The organism is Dyella humi, from assembly GCF_044904605.1.
GTDB lineage: Bacteria > Pseudomonadota > Gammaproteobacteria > Xanthomonadales > Rhodanobacteraceae > Dyella_B > Dyella_B humi.
This window is the reverse complement of the sequence record NZ_JADIKI010000023.1, coordinates 2,310,171-2,325,506: the sequence shown is the minus strand read 5'-3', so window position 1 is coordinate 2,325,506 and position 15,336 is coordinate 2,310,171. Positions and strand designations below refer to the sequence as shown.

Here is a 15,336-nt window from a genome sequence, read left to right as displayed (position 1 = left end):
ATCATGGCTTTTACCGCAGCTACCCCGCCGTCCTCTGGACTGTCGACGGCCTCCAACGACACCCGCTACACGTACTTCCCGCTCGCGCTCACCGTCATCACGACGGTGTTCTTCATGTGGGGCTTTCTCACTTGCCTCAACGACATTCTGATTCCGCACCTGAAGGCGGTGTTCGAATTGAACTATGCACAGGCGATGCTGGTGCAGTTCACCTTCTTCGGCGCGTACTTCCTGATGTCGCTGCCCGCCGGTCGCGTGGTGGCGCATCTGGGCTACAAGAAAAGCATCGTCACGGGCCTGGTGATCGCAGGCATCGGCGCGCTGGGTTTCTGGCCGGCGGCAGGTTTGCGCCTGTATCCGGCGTTTCTCGGCGCGCTGTTCGTGCTGGCCACCGGCATCACGGTGCTGCAGGTTGCGGCCAATGCGTACGTGGCGCTGCTAGGTCCTGAAAGGACCAGTTCCAGCCGCCTCACGCTAGCGCAGGCACTCAATTCGTTCGGCACCACCATCGCGCCGGTATTCGGCAGCCTGCTGATTCTTTCCACCAAGGTGAAAAGCGCGGCCGAGATCGCGAGCCTCTCCGCCAGCGAGCAGGTGATCTATCGCACGCAGGAAGCGCAATCCGTACAGATGCCTTACGTTGGCTTGGCCGTGGTGCTGGTGCTGTTGGCGATCTTCGTGTGGCTGTTCCGCCTGCCCTCGCTGGAGGAAAGCACCGAGAAGGCCGATCCCACCCATCACACGCTGCTGGATGCGTTGCGCTATCCACACGTGTTGTTCGGTGTGCTGGGCATCTTCTTCTACGTCGGCGCAGAAGTGTCGATCGGCAGCTTCATGGTGAACTACCTGTCCGAGCCGCAGATCGGTCACATGAGCGAACAAGAAGCCGCACATTACGTGTCGCTCTACTGGGGCGGCGCGATGGTTGGGCGCTTCATCGGCTCCGCGCTGTTGGCCAAGCTTTCTCCGCGCAAACTGCTTGCCGTGTTCGCCGCGGTAAACGTGTTGCTGCTGATCGCCACCATGAGCACCAGCGGCACCACGGCGATGTACAGCATCGTAGCGATCGGCTTGTTCAACTCGATCATGTTCCCCACCATCTTTTCGCTCGGCATCGAGCGCATGGGACCGCTCACGGGCAGGGCGTCGAGTCTGTTGATCATGGCAATCGTCGGCGGCGCGCTGGTGCCCTGGCTGCAGGGCGTGCTGGCCGACAACATCGGCATCCAGCATGCATTCGTGCTGCCGGCGCTGTGCTACGGCTACATCGTGTTCTACGGCTTGCGCGGCTCGAACATCCGCAGCGCGCCTGTCGCACCGCAATGATGTGCTCCCTCCCCTGCACGCAGGGAGGGTTGGGCTGGGGTCGCACACTTGCCTTGAAGTTTCCCGCAAGCATTCCCCCGCCCAACCTCATCCCTGCAAGCAGGGGGAGGTAGAAAGTCGGACAGCGCGCATCCTTCTCATTACATCCATACGTATTTCTATTCGGGGTCTTTGATGAAACGTTCCATCCTCTGCTTCGGCGAGGCTTTGATCGATATGCATGGCGAAGGCCGCGATGGCCACGGCTTTGCGCGCCAGTTCGTTCCCTTCGCCGGCGGCGCACCTGCCAACGTGGCGGTCGCGGTGGCCAAGCTCGGCAGCCATGTGCGCTTTGCCGGCATGCTGGGGCTGGATCGCTTCGGCGATTTCCTGCTGCATAGCCTGCAGCAAGCTGGCGTAGATACCGCCGATGTAGTGCGTACGGGTGAGGCCAACACTGCGCTGGCGTTCGTCACGCTGGACGAACGCGGCGAACGCAGCTTCGCCTTCTACCGTCCGCCGTCGGCCGATCTGCTGTTCCGCATCGAACATTTCCGCTCGCAGACGTTCGAGAACACCGCCGTGTTCCACGTTTGCTCCAACAGCATGACCGATACGGATCTGGCCGACGTCACGCTCACCGGCATGCGCCGCGCACGGCAGTCCGGTGCGCTGGTGAGCTTCGATCTCAACCTGCGCCCCGCCCTGTGGCCGCGCGGTAGCGAGCCTCGTCCGCATGTATGGCCGGCATTGCTACTGGCCGACGTGGTGAAGCTCAGCGCTGAGGAATTCGACTGGCTGGCGAACGAAGGCGAGGAAGCGCTGCTTGAGCGCCTGTGGGACGGCAATGCGCGACTGCTGATCGTCACCGATGGCCCGAAGCCTTTGCGCTGGTTCCATCCGGACGTGCAAGGCGAGTTGCCTTGCTACGACGTACCGATGGTCGATAGCACCGGCGCAGGCGATGCCTTTGTCGGCGGCCTGCTGTACCAGTTTGCCGAGCAGAACATCACCGCCGCTGCTCTCGATGCCTGGGTGGCCACGCTACCGCGCCTGCACGCCGCACTGCGCTTTGCCAGCGCCTGCGGCGCCGTGGCGGTGACCCGGCATGGCTCGTTCGCCGCGATGCCGCATGCCGACGAGGTCGAACAATTCATGGAGACGTACGCATGACTACGCCGGCGCAACCGGATTTCCATTCCGAAACCTTTTTGCGCGAACACATCGCGCAGACCATGACGTTCTACCACCCGCACGCGATCGATCCGGCGGGCGGCTTCTTTCATTACTACCTCGACGACGGCACGGTGTACGACGCCAGTCATCGTCACCTGGTGAGCAGCACGCGCTTCGTCTTCAACTACGCGATGGCGGCGATCGAGTTCGGCAAGCCCGAATATCTCGACGCCACGCGCCACGGCCTGCGTTATCTGCGCGACGTGCATCGCGACGCCAGCACCGGCGGCTATGCATGGACGCTTCGCGACGGCAAACCGGAAGATCGCACCAATCACTGTTATGGCTTGGCCTTCGTGCTGCTCGCTTACTCCACGGCGCTGAAGGCTGGCATCACAGAAGTCACCGCCTGGATGGATGAAACCTGGCAGCTGTTGGAGCGGCATTTCTGGGATGCGCAAGCAAGCCTTTATCGCGACGAAGCGGATCCGCAGTGGCAGTTCAGTACCTACCGCGGCCAGAACGCCAACATGCACATGTGCGAGGCGATGCTCGCCGCGTACCAGGCCAGCAAGGAAACGCGTTACCTCGACCGCGCACTCACGCTCGCGCGCACCATGACGCAGCGCCAAGCCAAACTCGCCGACGGCCTGGTGTGGGAGCACTATCACGTCGACTGGAGCATCGACTGGGATTACCACCGCGACGATCCCAAGCACCTGTTCCGTCCCTGGGGTTTTCAGCCCGGCCATCAGACCGAGTGGGCGAAGCTGCTGATGATCATGGAACCGTTGCTGCAGGAACGCGGCGAGCACGAAGCGTGGATCCTACCGACCGCTCAACACTTGTTCGACACCGCGCTAGAGCGCGCGTGGGATCCCGTGCACGGCGGCATCTGCTACGGCTTCGCGCCGGAAGGCAGCGTCTGCGACGGCGACAAATACTTCTGGGTGCAAGCCGAATCGCTGGCCGCCGCCGCGCTGCTGCACGCACGCACAGGCGATGCGAAGTACGACGAGTGGTACATGAAGCTATGGGCCTACTCGTGGGATCACTTCATCGACCACCAATACGGCGCGTGGTATCGCATCCTCACTCAGGACAACCAGAAGTACAGCAACGAGAAAAGTCCTGCGGGTAAGGTGGACTATCACACCATGGGTGCGTGCTACGAAGTGATGGCGTTGATTCGCCAAGGTGGCAAGCCTTGAGATGTGCCACATGGCCGTCATTCGCGAAAGCGTAAATGACAGCCATGTAAGGTAACTCACTGAATGAAAAGCCCGCGCAATGCGGGCTTTTTGCTTGTCATGAAATGCTGCGGCGCAGCTTGTCCGGCGCGTTAATCTCTTATTATCCTAAAATACGACAAATGAAGTTGGCCCGAATCAGCTTGGTTCCGGATTGCCTGTTCAAAGCTGCTTTCGCGCCGTAACTGGCGAACATCGAGGGGGCACGGCCGAAAAGGCCGAGGATGTTTTTCCAGTGGGATTGAGTGCGACGTCGACATGAGCAATGCCGGCGGGAGTAGCTCTGCGTCACGCGACATCGCATTCGTGATTGGCAACGTAGTTCCACACGGGAGGGGTTTTCGATGCAACACAACTCAATGGCGCACTCAGTGCGCCTAGCGCTGGCTGCGATGGGGTTCGCCGGTCTGGTCGGCTATAACGTACAAGCACACGCGCAAACCAGCGCACCGGCACCATCCACGGCTACGGCCGCACCGGCCGGCCAAGGCAGCAGCGACGACAGCAGCGGCACGAAGAAGACCGACGACAAGAAAAAAGCCACCAATCTCACCGCGATCACGGTCACCGGCCAGCTCGCCGCGATCCAGCGCGCCGAGTCGATCAAACAGAACTCCGTCAACGTCGTCGACTCGATTTCCGCGGAAGAGAATGGGAAATTCCCCGATCCGAATGTCGCCGACGCCTTGCAGCGCGTGCCCGGCGTATCGGTCAATAGAAGCGGCGGCGAATCCAGCCAGATCGCCATCCGCGGCTTTGGGCCAGATTTCGTGGCCGTGACGGTGAACGGCCGCCAGATGGCCACGGCCTCTCAGAGCTCGAGTTTAACCTCTACGCGCGCGTTCGATTTCAACGTGCTTCCTGCGGACATCATCAGCCTCGCTCAGGTCAACAAGACCTCATCGGCCGATATTTCCGAAGTCGATATCGGCGGTGTCGTGGACATTCAAACCGCGCGCCCGCTGGACTTCAACGGTTTTCACGCGACCGGTTCCGCCGCCGGGGTCAACAGCAACCTTACCGGCAGTTGGGCTGGCAAAACCACGCCCAAAGTATCCGGCTTGGCCGGCTGGACCAATTCGGATCACACCTTCGGCGTTCTGGCCTCCGTGCAGTACTACAAGCGCGATGACACGCAGATCAACACGCAGGCCAATTCCTGGTATGCCAACCAGAATATTTCCCAGCTTTCTGGGTTAAGCAATCCCAATTACACGCATGTCGCCATCCCTGAAACGCTGGCCAACAACGTGGTCAATGAGGAGCGCACCCGCAAGAGTTTCAGCGGCGCCATTGATTGGCGCCCGATCGACCAATTGACCGTCAAGTTCGACACCTTGTACGCGGGCTATCAGATCAAACCGCTCGAACACGAATTCGGTGAATACGGCAACGCCAGTGACATCCAGTCGCTCACCACGGATGCCAACAACACCGTGTTGAACTACGTGCGAAAGCCTGCCGGCGTGATGTCGAACGACTATGTCGTCGCCTACAACCCAAGCGATGAAAAGATGATGCAGAACGGGTTGAATCTGGCTTTCAACATTGACCCGTCGAGCACCATCAGCCTGGATGTATCCAACTCAAAAGCCTGGAACAAGCAAAGCGCTGACGGCTACTTCGCGGTGATTGGCACGCGAAATGTCGGCGTCAATCCGACCTGGACCAACAACGGCAACAACAACCCGCCGAGCTACACCAACATTCTTTCCACCACCAACCTGAACGATCTGTACGCGCACTGCTGTAATGCGGGCGGCCAGTCGAACAACATCACCGAAGGCGTCACCCAGTATCAGCTGAATTTCTCCAAGAGTTTTGACACCGGCATCTTGTCCAACCTTGAATTCGGCGTGCAGGAAAATCGGGATTACAACAAGTCGGTGTCGGTATCCACGCCGAACGGCATCCTGTGCAATGCGTACTGCGGCTATGCCGTGCAGGTACCGGCCAGCGCCGTCGGCGCGTACATTTACACGCCTCCGGCGCCAATCAGCGGTGTTTCACAGCCGGGACTGCCGACGCAATGGATTCAGTACAACGTACCTGCATATTTTCAGTGGCTGACGACGCCCGCGGCTTACAATCAATTGACGCCCGACAAGCGCGCAGCCCTGCTCGCCGCGCTCGCCCAGTACCACAGTTTCGGGCCACAGGTAAATCCTGGCAGCTTCAACGAAGTGCGTGAAGTCGAGAAGGCAGCCTTCGCCAAAGCGGTGTTCGAAGGCACGATGTGGGAAAAGCCCTGGGCCCTGGATGTCGGCGTGCGCTACTTGCACATGAGCTCGGAGTCCCAGGCGATTTTCCAGCAACCCACCAGCTACTACGTGGACCCCAATGACACCAGTGCGAGCCAGGTGACGTTCGGACCGCTGCAACCGCAGTCCGCCACGGGTGGCTATCACAAGTGGCTACCGGCGGTGAACTTCAAGCTTAATCTGCTCGACAATTTGATCTATCGCTTCTCCGTTTCCAAAACCCTGACGCCGCCCCAGCTGAGCAATCTCTATTACAACCAAAGCTTCGGTACTCGTCCGGAATCGTTGACGATCAGCCAGGGCAATCCTGATCTTCAGCCTTATACGTCGACCAACTTCGACACCGGCATGGAGTGGTACATCGACGATGCCAGCTATCTGGCCCTCGAGACCTTTTACAAGCGTGTCAGCAACTTCAGCACGATCGTCAGCACGCCGGTGGAGTTCCTGGGCCAGACCTGGTCGTTGAGCGAGCCGATCAATCTGAATTCGGCGAGGATCTACGGCGAAGAACTGACCTTCAACTATCAGTTCAAGAACGTGCTGCCGGCACCGTTCGATGGCCTGGGCATGGCATTCAATTACACTCACGTCCAAAGCAGCGCCAACTTGAGTCCAGGCACCATCAGCACGTCCGGCAAGTTCGCGGTCCCAGGTATTGGCGATTCGGCCAACCTCAGCGGCTACTACGAGAAGGGACGCTGGCAGGTACGCTTGGCATATAACTGGCGCGGAAAATATCTGGAGAGCCTTGCCTTCGGATCAGGTGCGCAGCCTGCCACCCGGACGGACTACGGCGAACTGGATCTGAGCGCCAGCTACAAGCTCAGCAAACACGTCTCGCTGTTCGTATCCGGCACCAATCTGACGCAGTCGCATCTTTACGATTACTCCGTGTATCCCAATCGCTTCCTATACGCGGAGGCGGATGGCACGGTGTATACCGTGGGCGTGCGCGGCACTTTCTAAGGCAGGCGCATAGGCAGCGCAACGCAAGGGGTTTCAATGAATGTATTGAAAAGTATGTCGATGGGTATCGGGCTTAGTCTGCTTCTATCCGGCCACGCGTTTGCCGCACCGGTTGATACCGGGCGCGGCCTGGCCATCGAACAAGGTCAGCTCGTGCTCAACGGCAAACCGTTCCGCATCATCGCCGGGGACATGCACTACACGCGCGTTCCACGTGAGTACTGGCGCGCGCGCCTGAAAATGGCCAAAGCGATGGGCTTGAACACGATCACCACCTATGTGTTCTGGAACGCCCACGAAACCGTGCCTGGCCACTACGATTTCAGTGGCCAGAACGACATCGCCGAGTTCATCCGCGAAGCGCAGCAGGAAGGCCTGTACGTGATCCTTCGGCCCGGCCCCTATGTGTGTTCGGAATGGGATCTCGGCGGCTTGCCGGCTTGGCTGCTGAAGGACCGCAATGCGCACATCCGCAGCACAGACCCGACGTTCATGCAGCCAGCGCAACGCTGGCTGCATCGGCTCGGGCAGGAACTGGCGCCACTGCAGTACAACCGCGGCGGCAACATCATCGCCGTCCAGGTGGAAAACGAATACGGTAGCTTCGGCAAGGACAACGATCCCTATCTGCAACAGATCCGCAAGGACATCGTCGACAGCGGTTTCGACGCATCGCTGCTGTACACCTCCGATAGTGCACCACAGCCGGGCTCCATGCCCGATCTATTCAAGGTGATCAATTTCGGCGTTGGCCATGCACCTGAAAGGCTGCCGCGCTTGCATCAGTGGCAACCCGGCGGCCCCTACATGGTCGGCGAATACTGGGTGGGCTGGTTCGACCACTGGGGCGGACCCCACTACGTGATCGGCACCGAAAAAGTGGCGAATGAATTGGCAGGAATGCTGAAACAAGGCTATTCGGTCAGCTTGTATATGTTCCACGGCGGCACGTCCTTCGGTTGGATGAGCGGCGCCAACTGGGACGACAACAGCTACCAGCCAGACGTGACCAGCTACGACTACGACAGCCCGCTGGACGAAAGCGGACGCCCCACGCCGAAGTACAACGCGTTGCGCGAGGTGATCGCGCAAGCGACCGGTGTCACACCGCCACCTGTGCCAGCCACGCCCAGCACCCAGGCGATTGCAAACATCAAGCTGGATGAATCGGCGTCGCTGTGGGATGCATTGCCTGCACCCGTCGCGTCGCATGACCTTAAGACCATGGAAGAATTGGACGAGTCATACGGCGACATTCTCTATCGCAAGCGCATCGATGCAGCCAAGGCGGGCACGTTGCATATCGACGGCTTGCACGACTACGCCATCGTCTACGTAAACGGCAAGCGCGTTGGCACACTCGATCGACGCCTGAAGCAAGATTCGGTGGCGGTAAAACTCGCCAAGGGCGATACGCTGGATCTGCTGGTGCAGAACGACGGACGCATCAATTTCGGCGAGAAGATGGTGAACGAGCGTAAAGGCATCATCGGCTCGGTGAGCATGCAAGGCCAGCCTCTACTCGATTGGCAGATCTATGCACTGCCGTTCGCCATCAACGGCGACTTGAAGTACGCGCACGCTCCATGCAAGCACGCACCGTGCATCTATCGCGCAACATTCGATGCGCCCGCCTCCGGCAGCGCTGACGCCGACACGTTTCTGGATACAGCCGGCCTTGGTAAAGGTGTTGTCTGGCTCAACGGCCATCCGCTGGGTCGCACCTGGAAGATCGGGCCGCAGCGCACGTTGTACGTACCGGGCGCATGGCTGAAACCCAGCGGCAATCAGTTGGTCGTGCTGGACCTATTGACCGAAGGTCAACCGACGCTGCGCACGGTGAAACAGCCGATGCTGGGTACAACCAAAGAAGTAGTCACTCCATGATCGTTCTTCCCCAGTCCCCCATGGTGCAAAAAAAATGACGACAATCGCTTCCCCTGCAAACCTGCGGCGCACCGCAGCCTCAATTGTGTTTGTTGTTTTCGCAGCAAGTGCTTCGGCGGCGCCAACGCCAACTCCACCGCAGATGGGTTTCAACAACTGGAATTCCACGCATTGCCGCGATGAATTCAACGAAGCCATGATTCGTGGCATCGCCGACAAGTTCATCAGCTTGGGCTTGCGCGATGCCGGCTATCGCTACGTCAACATCGACGATTGCTGGGCGAACTGGCAGCGCGACAAGGATGGCAATCTGCAGCCCAATCCCAAGCGCTTCCCCGGCGGCATCAAAGCGCTGGCCGCCTACATTCATCAACATGGTCTGAAATTCGGCCTGTATTCGAGCGCTGGCACGTCCACGTGCGAGCCATTGCAAGAAAACCGTGGCTTTCCCGGTGGCTTGAATCATGAAAAACAGGATGCCGCTACCTTCGCCTCGTGGGACGTGGATTACCTGAAATACGACAACTGCAACAACCAGAAGGTCGATGCCAAGCAACGCTACACCGCCATGGCCGAAGCGCTGCGCAGCACCGGCCGACCGATCTTCTACAGCATGTGCGAATGGGGCGAAAACAAGCCTTGGTTGTGGGGGGGCAAGCCGCCGGTCGATGCCGGCTCGTGGCGCACCACCGGCGACATCAGCGACACCTACGCGTCGATGCTGAAAAACTTCAAAGAGAACGTCGTGCTGGACCAGTACGCAACTCCTGGCCACTGGAATGATCCCGACATGCTCGAAGTGGGCAATGGCGGTATGACCGACGTCGAATACCGCAGCCATTTCAGCCTGTGGTCGATCATGGCGGCGCCGCTGCTGATTGGCACCGACCTGCGCACGATCAAACCAGATGCGCTGCAGATCCTGCTCAACAAGGAAGTCATCGCGGTCGACCAGGACCCGCTTGGCGTGCAAGGTAAGCAGGTACGCGATGCCGATGGCATTCACGTGATCGTCAAACCGCTCAAGGATGGCAGCCGCGCCGTGGTCGTTTTCAACGAAACCGACACGCCACATGACGTGACCGTCTCCGCCGCCGAAATCGGCCTGAAGACGGGCGGCAGCTACAACGTGCGCGATCTATGGGCGCATAACGAAGTCAAAGGCGATGGCACGCTCAAGCTGCAACTGCCGGTGCATGCGACGGCGATGTATCGCATCAGCCGCATTTAAAACGTAGCTCCGTTCTTGCCGAAATCGGCCCCCTCCCCTGCTTGCAGGGGAGGGTTGGGGTGGGGTGAGTACTTGCGATGAACTTTCCCGCAAGAGTTCACCCCCTCCCAACCTCCCCCTGCAAGCAGGGGGAGGAGTCTGATCCACGCTTCTGCACATGGCTGAGGCAAGATGCACGCTTCCTCCCCTCTAAGGCACACGATCGCGATGTGCCACTTCGGCCGCCCCTGCTGAAGACGCCGTACGAATCGCCCGCGAAAAATCATCATTCGGACCGGCGGCACGCGCACGCGCCGTAATATCGCCCTGGCTTATCAACACTTCCAGCGGATAGTGCCGATCCAACGCACCTACTTCGTAGAGGTAGCTAGGCAAACGCGCCGTAACCAGCAAGCGATAGTCATAAGGCAATCCCGGATCGATCTGCTTGGCCATGTCATAGACGATGGTCACGCAATTGGACGTCACGGTGTTGTAGAACGCAGGCTTCGCCGCCAGCTCGTTCGCCCCCCGCACGTAAGACAGGAACAGTGCACGCATCGCCGGCTTGTCCATTTGCAAATGATAGAGATGATCGGTTTCGCCTCGCACATTGGTCCGTACGCGAATAATGTCCCGTTCGTCGGCCGCGACGATGATGCGCTCGAAGTGCTTGAAAAACCCGCCGATGGACGAAAAGGACTGGTTACGCTGACGACGCACCTCCACCGAGAACACCGCGTGCGAACCGTCATCGAAACCGAACGACACCAAGGCATGCACGATACCCGGCATGCCCCACGAGGAAAGGATTAGGTCGGCGCTAGTCAAGTGATCGAGGTCATAGCGACGCGTTTCCCAGCGAATGTCGTAATCCTCTTCGGAACGCCAGTTGAAGTTGCGCACGTTGTGCAGAGTCACCACCTGGCCGTCGACGTTGCCGGTCAGCGAGCGCGAAACGTCGTCGGCCCAGTCGCGGTGGTTCGACGGCGCGATCGTGGTCCACCATGCCAGCAGGGTCGCGAAGGCCAACGCATAGAGACCAAAAGGCAAACCGCTGTGCCGCGACCATCCGACTGCGATCAGCACCAACGCGAATACCATCCAAGCAGTACTGATCACTCCGCGAAGCACGGCCCCACCGGGACCTTGGTACCACAGCGCTAGCGAGCCCCAACAGGCCGTTAGCAGAACGACCAAGACAAGCAGTACACAAAACGTCCATCGCACGAACATCCAGTGTCTCCCAACTGCCGCGGATGCATGGATAATAGAACGGCAACGACCGGTCATACCGCTTCCCTGCCCCGAGGAAACCGATGAAAGGCCGCCCGCCACGCTGGATTCCGCGCGCCGTCGTCCTGGTGGCCCTGCTGCTCGCCAGCGGCTGCGCCATGGTGGGCGTGCGGCATATCGCACATAAGGACTACACCGCTCAACGACGCAGCGACGTGCTGAACACACGCGCACTGAGCGACAGCACGGTCCAATCGCTCAACGTGGTGGCACTCAGCCGCGACCAGTGTGCCGAAAACTTCACGCGCTGCACCAACACATTGCTCTACTCCGACGGCCTCGACGACGAACGGCGCCTGTCCGCACTCGCGGAATTGTGGCTAGCGTTCGCCATGCAGTCGGATCGTTCTCGCCAGGGCGAAGCCATCGGCGATATCGCGCTCGATGCCTATCTGCAATCGGCACGCTACGCCTATGCCTACCTGTTCTACACCGCGCGGGCACCTGGCGAGCGCGCCTTCGAAACGCGTCAGTCGCAAGTGCTGGATTTCTACAACTATGCCGCGCAGCGCGCGGTGATGAGTTTTTTCAAGCTGCTACCCACGCTGGGTACAGACTGGGAACGCGCACCGGTGGCAGGCTGGAATCTTCTCAAGCCGAATTCGGATGTCTATCTCGGCTCCAGCGAGCGCATTCCGCGTGAATTGATTCCCGCCGAAGGATTGCGCTTCAGCGGCCTGCGGGACGTCTACCGTCGCGACGGCTTCGGTTCGGAATTCGTCGCCATCGGCGCCCACGCCGCCGATGACGGCCCATGGCGCGAGCCCAATTACGTGCCGTTGACCGCTGCGCTCCAATTTCCTGGCGATACGCTGCAAAGCGTGCTCGACACTCGCGACGTTCGCGTCTATGCCAAGAATCCTTATCTGGACAGCACCATTGCGTTGAACGGCCATACCATTCCGCTCGCCGCCAACTTCACCGCACCTTACGGCATATGGCTGGCGCAATCCGGTTTCGCGCAGGAATCGCTGCGCTCGCTGTTCGGTCGCGGCGGATTGACCCGGCCACGGGTGTTGCTGATGCAACCGTACAACCCGAATCGACTCACCGTGATCATGCTGCATGGTCTGGCGAGCAGTCCCGAAGCGTGGATCAATGTCGTCAACGAAGTGATGGGCGACGAACAGCTGCGACGCACCTATCAAGTGTGGGAGGTGTATTACCCGACCAACGTTCCGGTAGCAGTCAACCTGATGCAGATCCGCAAGGCGCTTGATGAAACCCTGCATCACTTCGATCCTTCAGGCCATGCGGTGGCGTCCAACCACATCGTTCTGGTCGGTCATAGCATGGGCGGCGTGCTTGCGCGTTTGCTGGTTTCTTCCAGCGACGACAAGTTGTGGGGCGTCATTCAAGAACGCCCGAACCTTTCCGATGAGCAACGACAAAAACTGCGCCAGCGGCTTGCACCTTATTTTCAGTTCGAGCCCATGCCCCAGGTGACCCGTGCAGTGTTTCTCGCTGCGCCACATCGCGGCACGCCGGTTGCGCAATGGACACTCGCACGCTGGGTTGGCAGCCTGATCCGGCTGCCACTGACGCTGCTGGAAGAAGGCAAGAACATCGTCAGCGCAACGCAAGGCAAGAACGCCGAATCCGGCACGCCCGCACGCATCCCCAACAGCATCGACAACCTCAGCAACGAAGACCCTTTCATCAAGGCATCCAGCACACTGCCGATCGCCCCGACCGTGCGTTATCACACCATCGTCGGTCTCTACAAAACGAAGGGGCCGCTGACCGAATCCGATGATGGCGTAGTGCCTTACGTCAGCGCGCATCTGGACGGTGCGGATTCCGAGCTTTCGGTGCCCTCCTGGCACGACGTGCAGGAAACGCCGCAAGCGATCATCGAACTACGTCGTATTCTGCGCCTGCACGCCAGTTTGTTGCATTGCTTGTGGCAGGAAGGTGTGAGCGAAGCCAATCTGGAGCGTCCGGAGTGTACGGCGGACGCTCACTAGTCTCATCAGTTAGTGATAAAGGGTCCGCGGTTGGTGAGCTTTTCAGGCACATGAATGGAGGAAGCCAGCAGGGTTTTCATGACCTGGACAGCAAGCATGAATATTTGGTGTTTATCGCGTATTTAGTGTTAGCACATCCATAAAATCGTATTTTGTTAGTTTACATATATAGCGCAAAGCTTTTATTCAAAACAAAAATGGCCAATAAGTGGAAAGGCCGAAGACCACTCAGAATGGCGGCAACCGCATGTTTTCGAGCGACCGGATCTATTTATTCGTAGCATCCAAGAAAAATGCGGGCAATCCCCTCTATAAGTCGCCATCTATTTCATCTACGCAAATTCATGCAAGTCATCGAAAGTCGTTCAGCCAAATGAACTCATCCATTAAAAACCAGATGGTGTAAACGCTCTCTCACGTTCCATAGACTTGCGCGAGCGTAATTTCGTGTGGGGATGACTGGGATACATCAAGGTGCGTCACAACACACCGCAGAACACTGCGGTGTGGCAGGGGCATTTTGTTCAGCAAATGACTGGCATCGACTACGATGCGTGGAGGGTCACATGCGATCATTCTCTTGCGCCGCCATTGCGCTCGCAATGACGTGCTCATGTGCAGCCGTTTATGCGAACGGCACCATTCTCTTAACCCGTCCCATCAATACGGTTTCCAACGGCACATTGATGCCGACGGGCTCTGGGTTGTTTTCAGTTAACGATCACGGAGGACATTTACGGCAACTCACGCCCTTGGTATCGGGATCCTATTACATGCCAAGTTGGTTGGCCTTCCAGAATTACAGCACGGGGGTTGGTTATTGGCTGACGAAGAACTTCAAGCCGGGTGGCCAGAGCATCCTGTATTTCCAGAATCCGTCGTCGGATCCTGCAGATGGCCCATACAGCGGCAAGTATTACGTGAAGAACCTGCGCACCGGCGCTATCCAGCCCCTTTTTGCCGGCAGCAACGACAATGCCGCTCCCGGCTACGGCTATCTCGCCAGGGATCCCGTCGACGGCAATACCATCGCTTTTACCAATTCGACCAGCGAATATTCCGTCGCGCCCGCTTGTGTCAACGTGATGCATGCGGACGGCAGCAATCAACGTGTGTTGTGGTGCGCGCCAGCGACCATCGCGCTGCCAGACTATCCAACATGGCCCTTGCTCGCTGTGGAGTCGATCCGGTGGTCGGGAAACGGCCAGAAGCTGATGGTGTATGCCTCCTACGAGCCACCTCCTTTGGGCGCAGTGGTAAAGAAGCCCGCGTCCCACCCTCTGCGCTCCCTTTTCATGCGGCCTAAGCCGTTGACGCTCACCAAACCGGCGTCAATGAGTGCAACGGCAACCGGCCCGGTTGAGGGAAATAATTTCGGTTGGTCAGCTTTGTTCGTAGTCGATGTGCTGACGGGCACGGCCGTGGAAGTCGCAGCCAACCTGATCGACCCGCCGTCTGGCGATATCTCCTATGACGGCACAAAGGTGATCTACCAGCAATATGACTACGCCCAGTGCGGCGATGAAGACCAGGAAGCGCTCGGCGCCAGCTTGTGCTTCAAGGATTTGACCACGGGCACGGTGACCGACCTGTTCCAACCCACGATCTGGAACAACTTTGGCGACTATCAAAGTTGGTGGAACGCCTATTACTACCCCGATTGGTATGCCGAGATACTGCTGTCACCGGACGGCTCGCAAGCAGTGTTCACCATGCAGTCGACCACCAGCAACGAAGCGGACCTCTACACGATAAGAACGGACGCCACGAACTTCCGGCAACTCACCAGCAATCCCAATCCGTCCACCCTCTACACAGGTTGGACGCCTGTCGCGTGGTCGCCGGACGGTACGCGGATCCTCGCCAATCGCGGCACCGTTCCCGTCGCCGGCAGCACAGATCAAACCTGGCCCAGCGAAGTTCACATCATTACCGTGGACAGCGACAAGGACCGGCTTGTCACCATCAATGGCTTTGCTATCGATTGGGTCAAGCAGTAGCGCTAATTATTCAAG

9 protein-coding genes are annotated in these 15,336 nt (G+C 59.0%); 8 read left to right on the top strand and 1 reads right to left on the bottom strand.

Going from position 1 to position 15,336, the window contains the following annotated elements; all coding sequences use genetic code 11:
* Positions 1–3 precede the first annotated feature (3 nt).
* From fucP to ISP18_RS21325, 6 genes are all read left to right on the top strand, one after another.
* On the top strand, positions 4–1,326 hold the full coding sequence (gene fucP, locus ISP18_RS21350) for an L-fucose:H+ symporter permease (RefSeq protein ID WP_380007243.1): 1,323 nt from the start codon (positions 4–6) through the stop codon (positions 1,324–1,326).
* A 174-nt stretch (positions 1,327–1,500) separates the two neighbouring features.
* Complete coding sequence (locus tag ISP18_RS21345) at positions 1,501–2,478, top strand: carbohydrate kinase family protein (protein ID WP_380007240.1); 978 nt, start codon at positions 1,501–1,503, stop codon at positions 2,476–2,478.
* The gene (locus ISP18_RS21340) at positions 2,475–3,692 is read left to right on the top strand and encodes an AGE family epimerase/isomerase (RefSeq protein ID WP_380007237.1); all 1,218 of its coding nucleotides are present in this window, start codon (positions 2,475–2,477) and stop codon (positions 3,690–3,692) included. Before ISP18_RS21345 ends, ISP18_RS21340 begins: the two co-directional genes overlap by 4 nt.
* 383 nt (positions 3,693–4,075) lie before the next feature.
* Complete coding sequence (locus ISP18_RS21335) at positions 4,076–6,961, top strand: TonB-dependent receptor (protein WP_380007234.1); 2,886 nt, start codon at positions 4,076–4,078, stop codon at positions 6,959–6,961.
* A gap of 36 nt (positions 6,962–6,997) precedes the next feature.
* On the top strand, positions 6,998–8,848 hold the full coding sequence (locus tag ISP18_RS21330) for a glycoside hydrolase family 35 protein (RefSeq protein WP_380007231.1): 1,851 nt from the start codon (positions 6,998–7,000) through the stop codon (positions 8,846–8,848).
* 85 nt (positions 8,849–8,933) lie between these two features.
* The gene (locus ISP18_RS21325; protein WP_380007228.1) at positions 8,934–10,079 is read left to right on the top strand and encodes a glycoside hydrolase family 27 protein; all 1,146 of its coding nucleotides are present in this window, start codon (positions 8,934–8,936) and stop codon (positions 10,077–10,079) included.
* A gap of 189 nt (positions 10,080–10,268) precedes the next feature.
* Here ISP18_RS21325 and ISP18_RS21320 read toward each other — a convergent pair whose 3' ends face one another.
* Positions 10,269–11,294: an Lnb N-terminal periplasmic domain-containing protein gene (locus ISP18_RS21320; protein ID WP_380007225.1), complete on the bottom strand. Its 1,026-nt coding sequence runs from the start codon at positions 11,292–11,294 to the stop codon at positions 10,269–10,271.
* A gap of 83 nt (positions 11,295–11,377) precedes the next feature.
* On the opposite strand from ISP18_RS21320, the gene ISP18_RS21315 reads away from it, so the two are divergent.
* Both ISP18_RS21315 and ISP18_RS21310 read left to right on the top strand, forming a co-directional pair.
* Positions 11,378–13,321, top strand: coding sequence for an esterase/lipase family protein (locus tag ISP18_RS21315; protein WP_380007222.1), 1,944 nt, complete (start codon positions 11,378–11,380; stop codon positions 13,319–13,321).
* 773 nt (positions 13,322–14,094) lie between these two features.
* A complete protein-coding gene (locus ISP18_RS21310; RefSeq protein ID WP_380007219.1) occupies positions 14,095–15,321 on the top strand; it encodes a TolB family protein in 1,227 nt (408 codons plus the stop codon).
* Positions 15,322–15,336: the final 15 nt, after the last annotated feature.